Annotated in this window: 16 protein-coding genes; 9 read left to right on the forward strand and 7 right to left on the reverse strand. The window is 73.3% G+C overall.

From position 1 onward, the window contains the following. The first annotated feature begins 21 nt into the window (after positions 1 to 21). Genes argC through ACF09K_RS26240 form a run of 5 tightly spaced genes read left to right on the forward strand, consistent with a single transcriptional unit; the run spans position 22 to position 4915 of the window. A complete protein-coding gene (gene argC / locus ACF09K_RS26220; protein ID WP_392247268.1) occupies positions 22 to 1050 on the forward strand; it encodes an N-acetyl-gamma-glutamyl-phosphate reductase in 1029 nt (342 codons plus the stop codon). After that, positions 1047 to 2198: a bifunctional glutamate N-acetyltransferase/amino-acid acetyltransferase ArgJ gene (argJ, locus tag ACF09K_RS26225; RefSeq protein ID WP_392247270.1), complete on the forward strand. Its 1152-nt coding sequence runs from the start codon at positions 1047 to 1049 to the stop codon at positions 2196 to 2198. Before argC ends, argJ begins: the two co-directional genes overlap by 4 nt. Further along, positions 2195 to 3127: an acetylglutamate kinase gene (gene argB, locus ACF09K_RS26230; RefSeq protein WP_392247272.1), complete on the forward strand. Its 933-nt coding sequence runs from the start codon at positions 2195 to 2197 to the stop codon at positions 3125 to 3127. Before argJ ends, argB begins: the two co-directional genes overlap by 4 nt. Next, a complete protein-coding gene (locus tag ACF09K_RS26235) occupies positions 3124 to 4365 on the forward strand; it encodes an acetylornithine transaminase (RefSeq protein WP_392247274.1) in 1242 nt (413 codons plus the stop codon). The genes argB and ACF09K_RS26235 overlap by 4 nt, the downstream gene beginning before the upstream one ends. A 7-nt stretch (positions 4366 to 4372) precedes the next feature. Beyond that, positions 4373 to 4915 carry an arginine repressor gene (locus tag ACF09K_RS26240; RefSeq protein WP_392247276.1) on the forward strand — a complete coding sequence of 181 codons (543 nt, stop codon included), beginning with the start codon at positions 4373 to 4375 and terminating at the stop codon, positions 4913 to 4915. A gap of 295 nt (positions 4916 to 5210) precedes the next feature. On the opposite strand, the gene ACF09K_RS26245 is transcribed toward ACF09K_RS26240, so the two are convergent. From ACF09K_RS26245 to ACF09K_RS26270, 6 genes are all read right to left on the reverse strand, one after another. Then, complete coding sequence (locus tag ACF09K_RS26245; RefSeq protein ID WP_392247552.1) at positions 5211 to 5951, reverse strand: FAD:protein FMN transferase; 741 nt, start codon at positions 5949 to 5951, stop codon at positions 5211 to 5213. Positions 5952 to 6006: 55 nt separating this feature from the next. Further along, positions 6007 to 7131, reverse strand: coding sequence for an FMN-binding protein (locus tag ACF09K_RS26250; protein WP_392247278.1), 1125 nt, complete (start codon positions 7129 to 7131; stop codon positions 6007 to 6009). An 84-nt stretch (positions 7132 to 7215) separates the two neighbouring features. Next, positions 7216 to 8598, reverse strand: coding sequence for a ferric reductase-like transmembrane domain-containing protein (locus ACF09K_RS26255; protein ID WP_392247280.1), 1383 nt, complete (start codon positions 8596 to 8598; stop codon positions 7216 to 7218). Between the two features lie 69 nt (positions 8599 to 8667). Beyond that, a complete protein-coding gene (locus ACF09K_RS26260; protein ID WP_392247282.1) occupies positions 8668 to 9375 on the reverse strand; it encodes a L,D-transpeptidase in 708 nt (235 codons plus the stop codon). Between the two features lie 214 nt (positions 9376 to 9589). Then, positions 9590 to 10177: a pyridoxamine 5'-phosphate oxidase family protein gene (locus ACF09K_RS26265; RefSeq protein ID WP_392247284.1), complete on the reverse strand. Its 588-nt coding sequence runs from the start codon at positions 10175 to 10177 to the stop codon at positions 9590 to 9592. Between the two features lie 111 nt (positions 10178 to 10288). Next, complete coding sequence (locus ACF09K_RS26270; protein WP_392247286.1) at positions 10289 to 11149, reverse strand: hypothetical protein; 861 nt, start codon at positions 11147 to 11149, stop codon at positions 10289 to 10291. A gap of 260 nt (positions 11150 to 11409) precedes the next feature. Here ACF09K_RS26270 and argH point away from each other — a divergent pair, with 260 nt between their 5' ends. The 4 genes from argH (at position 11410) to ACF09K_RS26290 (ending at position 16178) form a co-directional block, all read left to right on the forward strand. Beyond that, a complete protein-coding gene (gene argH, locus ACF09K_RS26275) occupies positions 11410 to 12837 on the forward strand; it encodes an argininosuccinate lyase (protein WP_392247288.1) in 1428 nt (475 codons plus the stop codon). Positions 12838 to 12913: 76 nt separating this feature from the next. Continuing rightward, positions 12914 to 13885, forward strand: a complete 972-nt coding sequence (locus ACF09K_RS26280; protein ID WP_392247290.1) for an aldo/keto reductase — start codon at positions 12914 to 12916, stop codon at positions 13883 to 13885. 224 nt (positions 13886 to 14109) lie between these two features. Then, a complete protein-coding gene (locus ACF09K_RS26285) occupies positions 14110 to 14658 on the forward strand; it encodes a TetR/AcrR family transcriptional regulator (protein WP_392247292.1) in 549 nt (182 codons plus the stop codon). Then, entirely contained in the window at positions 14655 to 16178 is a 1524-nt protein-coding gene (locus tag ACF09K_RS26290; RefSeq protein WP_392247294.1) for an MFS transporter, read from the forward strand. The genes ACF09K_RS26285 and ACF09K_RS26290 overlap by 4 nt, the downstream gene beginning before the upstream one ends. 137 nt (positions 16179 to 16315) lie before the next feature. Here ACF09K_RS26290 and ACF09K_RS26295 read toward each other — a convergent pair whose 3' ends face one another. Then, positions 16316 to 16987: a lysophospholipid acyltransferase family protein gene (locus tag ACF09K_RS26295; protein WP_392247554.1), complete on the reverse strand. Its 672-nt coding sequence runs from the start codon at positions 16985 to 16987 to the stop codon at positions 16316 to 16318. Between the last annotated feature and the right edge of the window lie 277 nt (positions 16988 to 17264).

Consider the following 17264-nt stretch of genomic DNA (forward strand, 5'->3'; position numbering starts at 1 on the left):
CCATCCAAGAGGAGGGTGGACATGGCGGTACGTGCGGCGGTGGCCGGAGCGAGCGGGTACGCGGGCGGCGAGGCGCTGCGCCTGCTCCTCGCGCACCCCGAGATCGAGATCGGCGCCCTCACCGGCAACTCCAACGCGGGGCAGCGGCTGGGAGCCCTCCAGCCGCACCTGCTGCCCCTCGCCGACCGCGTGCTCCAGGAGACCACCCCCGAGGTGCTCGCCGGGCACGAGGTCGTCTTCCTCGCCCTCCCGCACGGACAGTCCGCCGCCGTCGCCGAACAGCTCGGCCCGGACGTCCTGGTGATCGACATGGGCGCCGACTTCCGGCTCGCGGACCCGGCCGACTGGGAGCGGTTCTACGGCTCCCCGCACGCCGGCACCTGGCCCTACGGCCTCCCCGAACTGCCGGGCGCCCGCGTCGCGCTGGAGGGGTCCAGGCGCATCGCGGTGCCCGGTTGCTACCCCACGGCCGTCTCCCTCGCCCTGTTCCCGGCGTACGCCGCCGGCCTGGCCGGGGCCCAGGCCGTGATCGTCGCCGCCTCCGGCACCTCCGGCGCCGGCAAGGCGGCCAAGCCGCACCTGCTCGGCAGCGAGGTCATGGGGTCGATGTCCCCGTACGGCGTCGGCGGCGGGCACCGGCACACGCCCGAGATGATCCAGAACCTCAGCGCGGCGGCGGGGGAGCGGATCTCCGTCTCCTTCACGCCGACCCTCGCGCCGATGTCCCGCGGCATCCTCGCCACGTGCAGCGCCGCCGCCAAGGAGGGCGTCACCGCCGAGTCCCTGCGCGCGGCCTACGAGAAGGCCTTCGCCGACGAGCCCTTCGTGCACCTGCTGCCCGAGGGCCGCTGGCCCGCCACGGCGTCCGTCCAGGGTTCCAACGCCGTTCAGGTGCAGGTCGCCCTCGACGAGGAGGCGGGCCGCATCATCGCGATCAGCGCCATCGACAACCTGACCAAGGGCACCGCCGGCGGTGCCGTCCAGAGCATGAACATCGCCCTCGGGTTCCCCGAGGCACTGGGACTTTCCACGATCGGAGTCGCACCGTGAGCGTCACGGCAGCCAAGGGGTTCACGGCGGCGGGCATCGCCGCCGGGATCAAGGAGAACGGCAACCCGGACCTGGCCCTCGTGGTCAACACCGGGCCCCGTCGCGCCGCCGCGGGCGTCTTCACCTCCAACCGCGTCAAGGCCGCGCCGGTGCTGTGGTCCGAGCAGGTCCTCAGGAGCGGCGCCCTGTCCGCCGTGGTCCTCAACTCCGGCGGCGCCAACGCCTGCACGGGACCGAAGGGCTTCCAGGACACGCACGCCACCGCCGAGAAGGCCGCCGCGGTCCTCGGCCTGGGCGCCGGCGAGGTCGCCGTCGCCTCCACCGGACTGATCGGCGTCCTCCTCCCCATGGACAAGCTGCTCCCCGGGGTCGAGAAGGCCGCCGGGGCGCTCAGCGAGCACGGCGGCGAGAAGGCCGCCATCGCCATCAAGACCACCGACACCGTCCACAAGACGTCCGTCGTGACGAAGGACGGCTGGACCGTCGGCGGCATGGCCAAGGGCGCGGGCATGCTCGCCCCCGGCCTGGCCACCATGCTCGTCGTCCTCACCACCGACGCCGACGTCGACAGCGCGACCCTGGACCGGGCGCTGCGCGCCGCCACCCGGGTCACCTTCGACCGCGTCGACTCCGACGGCTGCATGTCGACCAACGACACCGTGCTGCTGCTCGCCTCCGGCTCCGCCGGCGTCACCCCGGAGTACGCCGGGTTCGCCGAGGCCGTCCGCACCGTCTGCGACGACCTGGGGCAGCAGCTCATCCGCGACGCCGAGGGCGCCGGCAAGGACATCAAGGTCGAGGTCGTGGGCGCCGCGAGCGAGGACGACGCCGTCGAGGTGGGCCGCTCCATCGCCCGCAACAACCTCCTCAAGTGCGCCATCCACGGCGAGGACCCCAACTGGGGCCGCGTGCTCTCCGCGATCGGCACCACCGCGGCCGCCTTCGAGCCCGACCGGCTCAACGTCGCCATCAACGGCGTCTGGGTGTGCAAGAACGGCGCCGTCGGCGAGGACCGCGACAAGGTCGACATGCGCTACCGCGAGGTCCACATCGTCGCCGACCTCGCGGCCGGCACCGAGACCGCCACCATCTGGACCAACGACCTCACCGCCGACTACGTCCACGAGAACAGCGCCTACTCGTCATGAGCAACGGACCCACGCGGAAGCACACCGCCCTGCCCAAGGCCCAGATCCTCATCGAAGCGCTGCCCTGGCTGACCCGGCACAACGGCAAGACGGTCGTCATCAAGTTCGGCGGCAACGCCATGATCGACGAGGACCTGAAGGCCGCCTTCGCCCAGGACGTGGTGTTCCTGCACCACGCCGGCATCCGGCCCGTCGTCGTGCACGGCGGCGGCCCGCAGATCAGCGCCGCCCTCGACAAGCACGGCATCGTCAGCGAGTTCAAGGCCGGCCTGCGCGTCACCACCGAGGACGCCATGGACGTCGTACGGATGGTGCTGGCCGGGCAGGTCCAGCGCGAACTGGTCGGGCTGCTCAACCAGCACGGCCCGCTCGCCGTCGGGCTCACCGGTGAGGACGCCCACACCATCACCGCCGTCAAGCACCGGCCCGAGATCGACGGGGAACTGGTCGACATCGGGCGGGTCGGCGAGATCACCGCGATCGACACGGGCGCGATCGAGGCACTGCTCGCCGACGGCCGCATCCCGGTCGTCTCCTCCATCGCCCGCTCCGAGGACGACGGACATGTCTACAACGTCAATGCTGATACGGCGGCTGCGGCACTCGCTGCTGCTCTGGGCGCCGAGACCCTCATGGTCCTCACGGACGTCGAGGGCCTCTACGAGGACTGGCCGAACTCCGACGAGGTGATCAGCCGCCTCACCGCCTCCCAACTGGAGAAACTCCTCCCGGAGTTGTCCTCCGGCATGGTGCCGAAGATGGAGGGCTGCCTGCACGCCGTCCGGGGCGGCGTCACCACCGCCCGCGTCATCGACGGCCGCGTCCAGCACTCGATCCTGCTGGAGATCTTCACCGACGAGGGCATCGGCACGATGGTCGTGGCCGACGAGGAAGCCGTGCCCGGCGAGAAAGAGGGGGAGTCGTCATGAGCGACGCCGTCGTGAGCAACGCCGCCACGGGTGACGCCGTCAGCGGCAACGAGGAACTGACCGCGCGCTGGCAGGGCGCGCTCATGAACAACTACGGCACCCCGCTGCTGCCCCTGGTCCGCGGCGAGGGCACCCGGCTCTGGGACGCCGACGGCAACAGCTACCTCGACTTCGTCGGCGGCATCGCGACCAACGCCCTCGGCCACGCCCACCCGGCCGTCGTCGAGGCCGTGACCCGGCAGATCGGCTCCCTCGGCCACATCTCCAACTTCTTCCTGGCCGAACCGACCGTGGCCCTCGCCGAACGGCTCCTGCGGCACTTCGGCCGGGAGGGCAGGGTCTTCTTCTGCAACTCCGGAGCCGAGGCCAACGAGGCCGCCTTCAAGATCGGCCGGCTGACCGGGCGCACCCACGTCGTGGCCACCGAGGGCGCCTTCCACGGCCGGACGATGGGCGCCCTCGCGCTCACCGGGCAGCCCGGCAAGCGCGACCCCTTCCTGCCGCTGCCCGGCGACGTCACCCACGTCCCCTTCGGCGACGCGCAGGCGCTGGCCGCCGCCGTCACCGAGGAGACCGCGCTCGTCGTCCTCGAGCCGATCCAGGGCGAACTCGGCGTCGTCGTCCCGCCCGCCGGCTACCTCAAGGCCGCCCGCGCCATCACCGCCGCCACCGGCGCCCTCCTCGTCCTCGACGAGGTGCAGACCGGCATCGGCCGGACCGGGCACTGGTTCGAGTACCAGGCCCACGAAGGCGTCCTGCCCGACGTGGTCACCCTCGCCAAGCAGCTCGGCGGCGGACTGCCGCTCGGCGCCACCGTCGCCTTCGGCCGGGCCGCCGAACTGCTGCGGCCCGGCCAGCACGGCACGACGTTCGGCGGCAACCCCGTCGCCTGCGCCGCCGGACTCGCCGTCCTCGACACCATCGAGAACGAGGGCCTGCTGGAGAACGTCAAGCGGCAGAGCGAGCGGCTGCGCAACGGAATCGAGGGTCTCGGCCACCCGTTGATCGATTGTGTCCGGGGCGCGGGTCTCCTCCTGGGTATCGTGCTCACCGAGCCGCTCGCGCCCCAGGTGCGCCAGGCGGCTCAGGAGGCCGGTTTCCTGGTCAACGCGCCCGCCCCCGACGTCGTACGGCTGATGCCACCGCTGAACCTCGGCGACGACGAGGCGGACGCGCTGCTCGCGGCGTTGCCCGGCATCCTCCAGGCAGTGCACGGGGACGGACGATCCGGGGAATGAGACGACGATGAGCCAGGCGCAGGACCACGAGCAGACGGCGGCCAACGGGCCCGCCGTCCCGCAGACCCGCACCGCCCGCCACCGCCGGATCGTCGACATCCTCAACCGGCAGCCCGTGCGCTCCCAGAGCCAGCTGGCGAAACTGCTCGCCGACGACGGGCTGAGCGTCACCCAGGCGACGCTCTCCCGCGATCTGGACGAGCTGAACGCGGTGAAGATCCGCAACAACGACGGCGACCTGATCTACGCGGTGCCCAGCGAGGGCGGATTCCGGACGCCGCGGGTCCCGCTGGGCGGGTCGGCGAAGGAGGAGCGGATGCGGCGGCTGTCGCAGGAACTGCTGATCTCCGCCGAGGCCTCCGCGAACCTCGTGGTCCTGCGCACGCCGCCGGGCGCGGCCCAGTTCCTCGCCTCGGCGATCGACCAGGCGGAACTGCACGACATCCTCGGCACGATCGCCGGCGACGACACGCTGCTGCTCATCAGCCGGGAGCCGACCGGCGGCCAGGCCCTGGCGGACCACCTGCTGAGGCTGGCCCAGAACACCTGAGGCTCCACCGGCCGACCCGGCCGTCGGTCCGGCCGGTCCTTCGGCCGAGGGTGCGCGGGCGCCGGACGCGCCCGCGGGGCGGAGCCGGACACCGGCACCGCCCCGCGCCCCCGGGGGTGCCGCGGTCACCCGTGCCGGCACCGGCCGCCGTCCGCGGGCAGGCGTGCCGCCCGGGCCGGCACGGGGCGGCCCGGGCGGGCGCAGGGGCGGCACGCGCCAGGGGCCGCACACCCCGCGACCCATGCCCCGGCACCGGCCGGCGGCCGGGCCGAACCGCGTCCGGCCCGGCGGGGGTTCAGCCCAGCCGACGCGCCAGACCCCCCGTGCACCGCACCTCGTCCCCGGCCGTGATCAGCAGTGCCTCCACGTCGGGCAGCGACTCCAGCCACCGCAGTCCCTCCCGCGACCCCATCGCGAAGGCGGCGGTGGCCCAGCAGTCCGCCCAGGTCAGCCGGGGCGCCACGACGGTCACGGCGACCAGGTCGGTCACCGCCGACCGCCCCGTGCGCGGGTCGACGATGTGCGCCCCCCGCTCCACCGTCCCCGACGTGGCCACCGCCAGCTCGTCCGCCCCCGCCGCCGAGACCACCGCCGCCAGCCCACCGGGCCGCAGCGGATCCGACACCCCGACCCGCCAGGGCCGGCCGGGGCCGGGCACGCCCAGCACCTGCACGTCGCCGCCGCCGTTGACGCTCACCCCGTTCACCCCCGCCGCGGCGATCGCCCGTGCCGCGCGCTCGGCCGCCCACCCCTTGACGATCCCGGTGGGGTCGAGCCGGCCGTCCCGGTAGCGCATGCTGAACCAGCCCTCACTGGTCCGCTCCGCCTCGGCGCCCAGTTCCAGCACCTCGGCCACCTCGGGGCCGCACTCCCCGACGGTCAGCTCGCCGCGCGCCAGCCGGGAGACCTCGCTGTCCTCCCGGTAGGTGCTGAACACCTCGTTCACCCGGTGCAGGCCGGCGACCGCCTCGTCGAGGGCCGCCCGCACCGCCCCGGGTTCCCCGCCGCGGACGTCGAAGGAGAAGACGGTCCCCATGACCTCCTCCGCGTGCCGCACCACGGCGGGTGCCTGCGACGACCCGGCCACCGTGTCAGTCACCGGCCCGGTCCAGCGCCGACTGCAGGGACTCCCGGTAGCCGTCGCTGGTGTAGGTGGCGCCGGAGACGGCGTCGATGTCGGCACTGCCGGCGGCCACCGCGGCCCGGTTGAGCCTCGGGACGGCGTCGGCGGTGATCTGGTCGCTCCGCCCGCCCTTGGGCGCCTGGACCGTCTCCGCCTTCGTGATCCTGCCGCCGCTGACGGTGATCCGCACCTGCACGGCGCCGTACTGCGTCTGAGCGGCCTCCCCGGTGAAGGTGCCGCCCGCCGGGGCGTTCCCCGAGGCCTCCGGCGCCTTCGAGCCCTCCGGAGCCTTCGGGGCCTCCGGTGCCTCCGAGCCCTGCTGGGCCCCCGAACCCTGCGCCCCCGCGCTCGCGTTGGCCTTGTCGATCGCGGACTGGAGGGACTTCTTGTAGCCGTCGCTGGTGTAGGTGGCGCCGGAGACGGCGTCGATGCCGGGGCTCTGCCGGGCGACGACGGCCTGGTTGAGCTGGGGGACGGCGTCGGCGGTGATCTGGTCGCTCCGCCCGCCCTTGGGCGCCCGGACCGCCTCCGCCTTCGTGATCCGGTTCCTGCTGACGGTGATCCGCACCTGCACGGCCCCGTACTGCGTCTGCGCGGCGTCCCCGTCGAAGGTGCCGGACACCTGGGCGGTGCCCGCCCCCTGGGAGGCCCCCGCGCCCGCCTTCATCCTGTCGATCGCCGACTGGAGGGACTTCTTGTAGCCGGCGCTGGTGAAGGTGGCGCCGGAGACGGCATCGATGTCGGCGCTCTGCGCGGTGACGGCGGCCCGGTTGAGCTGGGGGACGGCGTCGGCGGTGATCCGGTCGCTCTGCCCGCCCTTGGGCGCCTGGACCGCCTCCGCCTCGGTGATCCTGCCGTCGTCGACGGTCAGGCGGACCTGCACGGCGCCGTACTGCGTCTGTGCCGCGTCACCGGTGACCGCCCCGGACGCGGCCGCCGCGGTCCCGCCCTGGGCGGCCTGCTGGGCCGCCGCGCCGGCGGCCGGGGAGGAGCCGGGGTCGGTCGCCGGCTTCAGCGACAGCAGCAGCACGATCCCGGACACGGTGGCCGCGCCCGCGAGGACGACGCGCCGCAGAGGATGCTTCTTCTTCATCGTTCCTGATTCCCGTCGCTTCCGTCGCTTGCCGCGGATCCGTTGATGTCCGTCGCCGGCCGTGTGCCGCCGGGGGGCCGCCGCTCACATCTCGAACGACTCGTGGTGGATGCGGCGGGCGGGCACCCCGGCGCCGCGCAGGGCCTCGTACACGTTCCGGGCGAAACCGGCCGGCCCGCACATGAAGACGTCGTGGTCCTCGATGTCCGGCAGCTTGCGCCGCAGGGACTCCGCCGAGATGTCGGGGCGTTCCCCGTCGGGGCTGTTGACGGCGTACATCAGCCGGGCCCCCCGCTCGTCGGCGATCTTCGCCAGCTCGTCCCACAGCGCCAGGTCCTGGGTGCTGTTGGCCCGGTACAGGAGCGTGATGTCACCGGCCGCGCCGGGCAGCGTCTCGAACAGCGCCCGCATCGGCGTGATGCCGACGCCGCCGGCCACCAGCAGCACCTTGCCCTGGCTGCGCCGGGAGGCCGTCATGGCGCCGTACGGACCCTCGGCCCACACCTTCACCCCGGGCTTCAGACCGCGCAGCGCGGAGCTGTGGTCGCCGATCGCCTTGACGGTGATGCGCAGCAGTTCGGGGCGGGGCGCCGCCGACAGCGAGTACGGGTGCGAGCTGAACCGCATGCCCGGCGCCATGAACCGCCACCGGAAGAACTGTCCGGCCTCCGCGCCCATCCGGTGCAGCCTGCGCCCGCCGATCAGCACCGACACGATGCCGGGCGTCTCCTCGATGACCGCTTCGACGTACATGCGGTGGCGCAGGTTCAGCCGGATCGGGGTGAGGACGCGGTACCAGAGGACCAGCGCGGTGACCGATCCGTACAGCGCGTACCAGACGGTCTTCGCGGCGGGCTCGACGGCGAACTCGTTGCCGGTGGTGATCTGGTGCCAGAACGTCAGGAACACCGCGGCGTACGTCAGGAGGTGGACGTGGTACCAGGTGTCGTACGGCATCCTGCGGCGCACCGGGCCGATCGACGCCAGGCCGACGACCACCAGCAGGGACGTGCCGACGGCGGCCTTGCCCATGTCGGGCAGCTGGTTCACGGAGTCGACCGTCTGCCGCACGATGTCGCCGAGCGTCCTGCCGGACTGGAGCGCGTACCCCCACATGATGAGGAACACGTGCGCGAAGGTGAGGCTCAGCGTGTAGCGGCCGGTCATCGCGTGCCAGCGGGCGACCCGGTCCGAGCCGACCCGCCGTTCCAGCGCGGGCACCCGGGCCATCTGGAGGACGACGAGCGCCATCAGGTAGCCGGCGAGCAGGCCCGTGATCCGGCCGGCGTTGAGGATCCTGCCCTCGGTGCCCGCGACGGACGCGGTGTTGTCCCACCACAGCCACAGCACCCCCGCGGCACCCGCCCAGACGGCGAGCAGCAGCGGGACGGCCGGGGAGCGGCGCGGACGGATGCGGCGCATCGTCTGGCGGCGGGCGGCACGGCCGCCGGCGATCGTCGTGGTCACTGTTCCTCCGTGGTGCGGGCCCTTGACCCACAGATACGGGGCGCGGCCGCACGGTGTTCAGCGCCGCGCTCAGTAGCGGGTGATCGCCGTCGCTCCGCCGTCCGTCCCGATCGCGATGTGCGGCCGTTCCCGCGGGCGGGCCCACGTCAGGATCCGCCGCATCGCGTCCACCGGGACCGACACGCAGCCCGCCGTCGCCCCACGGCCGTCGACGTGGAGGAAGATCCCCGCCCCGCGACCGCGCACCGGCTCGCGGTAGTTGAACCCGATCACCAGGGCGTGCGCGTACTGCGTCCGGAAGCCGATCAGGTGCTCGGACTCGTCGGCGCGGCAGTCGGCCGCCCGCGGTTCGGTCCACCGGTTGTAGGAACGGGACGCGTTGTCCTGGCACCACCAGGAGTCCTCGCGCACACGGCGGTGGGCGTACGTCGTCCCGCGGGGCGGCGCCTGGACGCCGAACGCGAACGGCAGGCCGTACAGTCCGGTCGGTGTCGTGTCGGTGCCCTGCCGGCGTACGGCCCCCTCGACCAGCCCGTTCGCGCCGAACCGGGCCGGCGCGGAACCGGTCCGCACCCACCGGCCGCCCCGCAGGTCCCACCAGGCGAGGGTGCCCGCCGTGGCGCCGGCCCCCGGGGCGACGGCGGTGATCAGCTGGGTGCCGCCGCCCGTGTCCGCCATCCGCGCGGGCAGCGGGGGCGACCCGCCGGTGCCCGGAGCAGCCCCGAGCAGCGGCAGGGACGCACAGACGAGGGCGGCGGCGAGGGCACGAGGGCGCATGGTCAGACGCTAAGCGGCCCCGGCCGCCCCGGCAGGCCGGGTGGGCCGACCGTGCGGGGCCCACCGCCCCGCCGCACCCCGCCCCGTCCGCGGACCGCCGGTCCCGGTACCTGCCGCTGTCCGCCGGTCCCTGCATCCGCCGGTCCCTGCATCCGCCGGTCCCCGCACCGGTCGGTCCCGGTGCCCGCCGGTCCCGGCACCGGGACCGACCGCGTCAGGCCGGACGCGGTGGCAGCGGCAGCGGGAGTCCCGGGAGTCCGTCCATGCTCGTCGCCACGTGTTCCTTCTTCGTGAAGTACGCGCTGAGCGACGCGTCGTCCTCGCGCGCGAACCGCTTCCCGTGCAGGTCCCGGTCCTCGTCGTACGTCATGAAGGGCACGGCGTACCCGCAGGTGTCCCGGACCAGTTCGGCGTGCACGACGATGACCGCACGCAGCCCGTGCGGGACCGGGTCGATCCCGGGGAAGCGGGCGAGGAGGTCCGGGAAGCGGGGGTCGTCGCGGAAGACCGGTTCGCCGCGGCCGTGCACCCGCACGATGTTCGGCGGTCCCTGGAACGCGCACCACATCAGCGTGATCCGGCCGTTCTCCCGCAGGTGCGCGATCGTCTCGGCGTTGGAGCCGGCGAAGTCCAGGTAGGCCACGGTGTGTTCGTCGAGGACGGCGAACGACCCCCTGAGGCCCTTGGGGGAGAGGTTCACGGTGCCGTCGCCGGACAACGGCGCGGTCGCGGTGAAGAAGAGGGGCTGCTCCTCGATGAACGTGCGGAGTCTGCCGTCGATGCGTTCGTAGGTCTTTCCCATGACTGACGATTGTTCGGGAAAGCCTTTCGCACGTCTAAGCGATTTCGTGGCCGGACGCCGCGGCGGCCGCCCCGGCCGGTGTTCCCCGGGGCGGCCGCCGCGCCTGTCAGGTCACTTGTTCAGCGCGCAGGGTGCGAGTGCGTCGAGGCCCTGGGGCTTGGCGGCGGTGCGGCCGATGGCGGTCGCGATGCGGTTGACGGTGGAGACGCGCTTGTCCTTCAGCGGGCCGAGGATGGCGTTCTGGACGAAGTTGGGGCCGCCCTGGCCGACGGTGTCGACGAGGCGCTTGTTGGCCTCGGCGATCTGGGTGTTGAGCAGGGCGAGGTTGCGGTCGACCTCGGCCTGGGCGGTGGCGGGGATCGCGGGGAGCCGCGAGGCCACGTCCGGGCAGCTGATCGTGCCCGCGGCGCCGGCGTTGCCCGTGTTGCCGTTGTTCCCCGCGTTTCCCGCGTTCCCGGCGTTGCCGTTGTTGCCCGCGTTGCCGTTGTTCCCGTTGTTCCCCGCTTGCTGACCGGGCGCCGCGGCGGCGCCGTCGAGGGCGCAGGGTGCGAGTGCGTCGAGGCCCTGGGGCTTGGCGGCGGTGCGGCCGATGGCGGTCGCGATGCGGTTGACGGTGGAGACGCGCTTGTCCTTCAGCGGGCCGAGGATGGCGTTCTGGACGAAGTTGGGGCCGCCCTGGCCGACGGTGTCGACGAGGCGCTTGTTGGCCTCGGCGATCTGGGTGTTGAGCAGGGCGAGGTTGCGGTCCACTTCCGCCTGGGCGGTGGCGGGGATCGCGGGGAGCCGCGAGGCCACGTCCGGGCAGCTGATCGTTCCGGGGGAGGCGAGCGTCCGGGCGTCCGTGCCGCCGTTCTTCGACGTCTCCCCGGCGAGGGCGGAGTTCACGACCACCGCGCCGGTCAGTGCCAGAGCGGCGGCGCCGCCGATGAGCGCCACGCGACGCTTGTTGTACTTCGGAAGAGCCCTGGACATGCGGATGCCTCACTTGGGTCAGGAGCGGGTGGACCGGACGCGGCGCCTGCGTCCAGCGGTGAGTACGGGTAAGCGGTTGCCGTTGTTCAAAGGCGTTGCGAAAACATCCGCGGGACCGGTGGCGGACGCCGGGACCCGCCGCCGACTTGATTGACGAATCATGCATGACACTGCATACTCATGCAGGAGTCAGCTGGTGAAGAGCAACGGTCGGCCTGCGAAGATCTGAGTTCGCCCACACCCTTCTAGGAGCAACCCGAGTGAGCAGCAACAGCGGTGACGTACGGCTCTGGGGCGGCCGGTTCGCCGACGGACCCGCCGAGGCCCTGGCGAAACTGTCCGCGTCCGTCCACTTCGACTGGCGGCTCGCGCCCTACGACATCGCCGGTTCGCGCGCCCACGCGCGCGTGCTCCACAAGGCGGGCCTGCTCACCGACGACGAGCTGACGGCCATGCTCGCGGGCCTGGACCGGCTGGCGGCGGACGTGGCCTCGGGGACCCTGGTCGGCACCGTCGCCGACGAGGACATCCACACCGCCCTGGAGCGGGGCCTGCTGGAGATCCTCGGCCCCGACCTCGGCGGCAAGCTCCGCGCCGGGCGCTCCCGCAACGACCAGGTCGCCACCCTCTTCCGGATGTACCTGCGCGACCACGCCCGGATCATCGGCGGCCTGATCGCCGATCTCCAGGACGCCCTGATCGGCCTGGCGGAGGCCCACCCGGACGTGGCGATGCCCGGCCGCACCCACCTCCAGCACGCCCAGCCGGTCCTCTTCGCCCACCACGTCCTCGCGCACGTGCAGCCCCTGTCCCGGGACGCGGAGCGGCTGCGCCAGTGGGACGAGCGCACGGCCGTCTCGCCGTACGGCTCGGGAGCGCTCGCCGGTTCCTCGCTCGGCCTCGACCCCGAGGCGGTCGCCGCGGACCTCGGCTTCGAGCGCGGCAGCGTCGGCAACTCGATCGACGGCACGGCCTCCCGCGACTTCGTCGCCGAGTTCGCCTTCATCACCGCGATGATCGGCGTGAACCTCTCCCGGATCGCCGAGGAGGTCATCATCTGGAACACGAAGGAGTTCTCCTTCGTGACCCTGCACGACGCGTTCTCCACGGGCTCGTCGATCATGCCGCAGAAGAAGAACCCGGACATCGCCGAGCTGGCGCGCGGCAAGAGCGGCCGTCTGATCGGCAACCTGACCGGTCTCCTGGCCACCCTCAAGGCCCTCCCCCTCGCCTACAACCGCGACCTGCAGGAGGACAAGGAGCCCGTCTTCGACTCCTGCGAGCAGCTGGAGGTCCTGCTCCCCGCCTTCACCGGCATGATCGCCACCCTCACCGTCCACCATGAGCGCATGGAGGAACTGGCCCCGGCCGGCTTCTCCCTCGCCACCGACGTCGCCGAGTGGCTGGTCAAGCAGGGCGTGCCGTTCCGGGTGGCGCACGAGGTCGCCGGCGAGTGCGTGAAGGCCGCCGAGGCCGAGGGCAAGGAGCTGGACGAGCTGACCGACGAGCAGTTCGCGAAGATCTCCGCCCACCTCACCCCCGAGGTGCGCTCCGTCCTCAACGTCCCCGGCGCCCTCGCCTCCCGCGACGGCCGCGGCGGTACGGCGCCGAGCGCGGTCGCCGTCCAGCTCGCCGAGGTGAAGGCGGACGTCGCCGTCCAGCACCGGTGGGCGGACGCCAGGAAGTAGCGGTTCCGCCGCCGTCGGGGCGTCGCGGGTTACGTTGGTCGCCAGCCGTACCGGAGCCGACCCCACGGAGCCCGCGATGCCCTTCGCCCGCCTCGCCGCAGCGACGACCCCCACCTGTCACCTCGGCCTGGGGCTCGCCGCGGTCGGCCGCCCCGGCTACATCAACCTCGGCCGGGACCGCGACCTCGGGGACGACCGCGACGTCGAGACGCTGCGCGCCCGCACCCACGAACTCCTCGACGCCGCCTACGCCCAGGGCGTCCGCTACCTCGACGCGGCCCGCTCCTACGGCCGCTCCGAGGAGTTCCTCGCCGACTGGCTGACGGCACACCCCGAGGTGGACGACGTCGTCGTCGGCAGCAAGTGGGGCTACACCTACACCGCCGGGTGGACCACCGACGCCGAGCTGCACGAGGTCAAGGACCACACCCTCGCGACGTACGAGCGCCAGCGCGCCGAGACGGCCCGCCTGCTCGGTGACCGTCTCGACCTCTACCAGATCCACTCGGTCACCCCGGACAGCCCGGCCCTCACCGACAAGGAACTCCACGCCAGGCTGGCCGAGGCCGCGGCCGGGGGCCTCACCGTCGGCTTCTCCACCAGCGGCCCCGCCCAGGCCGACGCCGTCCGCGCCGCCCTCGCCGTCGAGGTCGACGGCACCCCCCTCTTCCGTACCGTCCAGTCCACGTACAACGTCCTGGAGACCTCGGCCGGCCCGGCCCTCGCCGAGGCCCACGACGCCGGACTCACGGTGATCGTCAAGGAGGGCATGGCCAACGGCCGCCTCGCCGGACCGTACGCACCGGACGTCCTCAGGGCGGTGGCCGAGGAGACCGGCCTCGGCTGTGACGCGGTCGCCCTCGCGACGATCCTGCGGCAGCCGTGGGCCGGGGTCGTCCTGTCCGGCGCCGCGACCGTCGCGCAGCTCTCCTCCAACCTGCACGCGGCCGTCGTCGACCTCGACGAGGACCGCGTGGCCCGGCTCGCGGCCCTGACGGAGGAGCCGGCCGCCTACTGGGAGCGGCGCGGCCGCCTGCCCTGGCACTGACGGAGCACCCGGACCGCCCGGAGTACCGGGACCCGCCGGACCGCCGGCCCCCCGGACCGCTGGGCCCTCCCGGCCCCCGGACCGCTGGGCCCCCGGCCCCCGGAGCGCCGGGAGCACCCGGACCGCCCGGCTCGCTCCGGGAGTCACCGCACGAGATGCGCAGGGCGTGAGATGCACACGCCGCTGATGAGACATTCATGTCTCATGTGGGTTATAGTCGTCTCATGGCTGTCGACCGTGATCACGTGCTGCGCAGCGCCGCGGCCCTGCTGACCCGCAGATCCACCGCGACCATGGACGAGGTCGCCAGGGCCGCCGGGATCAGCAGGGCCACCCTGCACCGGCAGTTCGCCGGACGCGACGCGCTCGTGCGGGCGCTGGAGGCGCTCGGCATCCAGGAGTGCGAGGCCGCCCTGGACCGGGCCCGTCCCGACGACGGCCCGGCGAGCGCGGCCGTCCGCCGCGTGGTCCGCGAGATCGAACCCGCGGCCCCCCTGCTGGCCTTCCTCTACAGCGAGAACCAGCTGTTCGAGGGGGAGGAGCAGAACGAGGGCTGGGCCGGGATCGACGACCGCGTCGCCGCCCTCTTCCGGCGCGGCCAGGCCGACGGCGAGTTCCGCATCGACCTGAGTCCGGCCTGGCTCACCGAGGCCCTGTACGGCCTGCTGGCCTCCGGCGCCTGGGCGGTCGCGGAAGGCCGCGTCGCCCGCAACGACTTCACCCACATGATCGTCGAGCTGCTGCTCGGCGGCGCACTGAGGAGACGACCATGACCGGCACCCTGCGGCCGGTGACCCCGGACGAGGCGGTGAAGCGCCCCGGCCGCTGGCTCGCGCTCTCCGTCCTCGTGTTCGCCGTGCTGCTGGTCGCCGTCGACGCGACCGTCCTCGGCCTGGCGACCCCCTACATCAGCGAGGACCTCGAGCCCTCGGGGACCCAGCTCCTGTGGATCGGCGACGTGTACTCCTTCGTCATCGCCGGTCTGCTGGTCTCGATGGGCAGCCTGGGCGACCGGATCGGCCGCAAGCGCGTCCTGCTCGTCGGCGCCACCGCCTTCGGCGCGATATCCGTGCTGAACGCGTACGCGACGACACCCGAGATGATGATCGCCGCCCGGGCGCTCCTCGGCGTCGCCGGCGCGACCCTGATGCCCGCCACCCTCGCCCTCATCCGCAACCTCTTCCACGACCCGCGCGAGCGGAGCCTGGCCGTGGGCGTCTGGGGCGCCACGGCCTCCGCCGGCACGGCGGTCGGTCCGATCGCCGGCGGCTTCCTCCTCGAGCACTTCTGGTGGGGCTCGGTCTTCCTCATCAACCTGCCCGTGATGGCGGTCCTCGTCGTCGTCGGCATCCGCACCCTGCCCGAGTCCCGCAACCCGAACCCGGGCCCGTGGGACCTGATCGGCGTGGCCCTCTCCCTCGTCGGCGTGATCGCGGTCGTCTACGCCGTCAAGGAGGCCGCCGCCCACGGCCTCACCCCGGTCACGGCCGGCGCCGCCCTGCTCGGCGCGGCGGCGCTGTACGGCTTCGTCCGCCGCCAGCTGACCCTGCCGGTACCGCTGCTGGACATGCGCCTGTTCCGCGACCGCGGCTTCAGCGGCGCGGTCCTGGCCGACCTGCTGACCGTCCTCGGCCTGTCCGGGCTGGTCTTCTTCCTGTCCCAGTACCTGCAACTGGTGCAGGGCAGGAGTCCGTTGGAGGCGGGACTCGCCGAACTGCCCGCCGCGGTCGGTGCGGTGGCCGCCGGCCTGGTCGCCGGCCACGCGGCCCGGCGCCTCTCGGTGCGGACGGTCGTCTCCGGCGGTCTCGCGGCGATCGGGCTGGCGCTGGCCGCCCTCACGGTGATCGACGAGAGCACCGGCTATCCGCTGCTGGGAGCGTCCCTGCTGATCGTCGGCGTGGGCGCGGGCTTCTCGTTCACCGTCACGGCCGACGTGATCCTGTCCTCGGTGCCCCAGGAGGAGGCCGGCTCGGCGTCCGCGGTCTCGGAGACGGCGTACGAACTGGGCGCGGCCCTCGGCATCGCCGTCCTGGGTTCGATCGTGACGGGCGTCTACCGCGGCTTCCCGTCCCCGCCGGGCACGCCCGCGGGAGCGCACGAATCGCTGGGCGGGGCGGTGGAGGCGGCCTCCGGCCTGCCCGCGGCCACGGCCCGGGACATGCTGGCGTCGGCACGCGGGGCCTTCGTCGACGGCCTCACCCTCGCGGCGGGCGCGGGAGCGGCGGTGCTCCTGGCCACGGCGGTGGCGGCGTGGTTCATGCTCCGGGGCCAGCGGCTGGACAGCCGGGCCTGAGCGCCGCGGCGCCGTGCCGGGCCGCGGCCCCCGACACACGGCGAGGGCGCGCCCCCTCGCACACACGGAGGGGGTGCGCCCACGCACACGGCGAAGGCGCGGCCGCCCCGCGGGCGGCCGCGCCCGGTCGCGCGTCCTCAGGCGGCCTTCGCCTTCGTGGCGTACATGTCCACGTACTCCTGCCCGGACAGCCGCATGACCTCCGTCATCACGGAGTCCGTCACCGCGCGCAGCACGTAGCGGTCCCGGTCCATCCCCTCGTACCGGGAGAACTCCATGGCCTCACCGAAGCGGACCGTCACCTTCGAGGGACGGGGCATCCCCGAGCCGCTCGGCTGGATCTTGTCGGTGCCGATCATCGCGAAGGGCACCACGGGCGCGCCGGTCATCAGCGTGAGACGGGCGATGCCCGTACGGCCCCGGTACAGCCGGCCGTCGGGGGAGCGGGTGCCCTCGGGGTAGATCCCGAAGACCCGGCCCTCCTCCAGGATCCGGCGGCCGGTCATCAGCGCGGCGACCCCGCCCTTGCCGCCGTCGCGGTCGACGGGGATCATGCCGACGCCGGTGAAGAACCAGGCCATCAGCCGGCCCTTGAGGCCCTTGCCGGTGACGTACTCGTCCTTGCCGATGAAGAAGACCTGCCGGTCGCAGACCAGCGGCAGGATCATCGAGTCGATGAAGGTCAGGTGGTTGCCGGCCAGGATGACCGGACCGTCGCCCGGAATGTGCTCCACGCCTTCGACCCGGGGGCGGAACATCAGGCGCATGACCGGTCCGAGCACTGCCTTGATGAGCGCGAAGCGGGACAACGGGCCCTCCGATGTCAAGGGATGACGGTATGAGTCTGTGCAGGTGAGGACGATACTCGCGCGGCCGGGGGCGGCGCACATCGGGTTCACCGACGTCTTACGCACTGTTGACCTGCGTTCACCTGCACGGCCGGTCCGCCGCGGGCCCGACACACGGACGCAACGGTGTGACGGACATCGCGCCCCGCAGCCCCGTGAGGCCCCACGGCCCCCGTGCCGGCTGCCGGGTGCGGCCCCGGCCGGTACCGGTCGCGTACCCCGCTCCGCGCCGCCGAAC

Source organism: Streptomyces sp. NPDC014882 (genome assembly GCF_043081325.1).
Taxonomy (GTDB): domain Bacteria; phylum Actinomycetota; class Actinomycetes; order Streptomycetales; family Streptomycetaceae; genus Streptomyces.

Excerpts from the sequence above, each read along its gene's own strand:
- argC (WP_392247268.1), top strand. The coding sequence starts at position 22 with ATGGCGGTACGTGCGGCGGTGGCCGGAGCGAGCGGGTACGCGGGCGGC.
- argB (WP_392247272.1), top strand. The coding sequence starts at position 2,195 with ATGAGCAACGGACCCACGCGGAAGCACACCGCCCTGCCCAAGGCCCAG.
- ACF09K_RS26235 (WP_392247274.1), top strand. The coding sequence starts at position 3,124 with ATGAGCGACGCCGTCGTGAGCAACGCCGCCACGGGTGACGCCGTCAGC.
- ACF09K_RS26240 (WP_392247276.1), top strand. The coding sequence starts at position 4,373 with ATGAGCCAGGCGCAGGACCACGAGCAGACGGCGGCCAACGGGCCCGCC.
- ACF09K_RS26245 (WP_392247552.1), bottom strand. The coding sequence starts at position 5,951 with ATGGGGACCGTCTTCTCCTTCGACGTCCGCGGCGGGGAACCCGGGGCG.
- ACF09K_RS26250 (WP_392247278.1), bottom strand. The coding sequence starts at position 7,131 with ATGAAGAAGAAGCATCCTCTGCGGCGCGTCGTCCTCGCGGGCGCGGCC.
- ACF09K_RS26260 (WP_392247282.1), bottom strand. The coding sequence starts at position 9,375 with ATGCGCCCTCGTGCCCTCGCCGCCGCCCTCGTCTGTGCGTCCCTGCCG.
- ACF09K_RS26265 (WP_392247284.1), bottom strand. The coding sequence starts at position 10,177 with ATGGGAAAGACCTACGAACGCATCGACGGCAGACTCCGCACGTTCATC.
- ACF09K_RS26270 (WP_392247286.1), bottom strand. The coding sequence starts at position 11,149 with ATGTCCAGGGCTCTTCCGAAGTACAACAAGCGTCGCGTGGCGCTCATC.
- ACF09K_RS26280 (WP_392247290.1), top strand. The coding sequence starts at position 12,914 with ATGCCCTTCGCCCGCCTCGCCGCAGCGACGACCCCCACCTGTCACCTC.
- ACF09K_RS26285 (WP_392247292.1), top strand. The coding sequence starts at position 14,110 with ATGGCTGTCGACCGTGATCACGTGCTGCGCAGCGCCGCGGCCCTGCTG.
- ACF09K_RS26290 (WP_392247294.1), top strand. The coding sequence starts at position 14,655 with ATGACCGGCACCCTGCGGCCGGTGACCCCGGACGAGGCGGTGAAGCGC.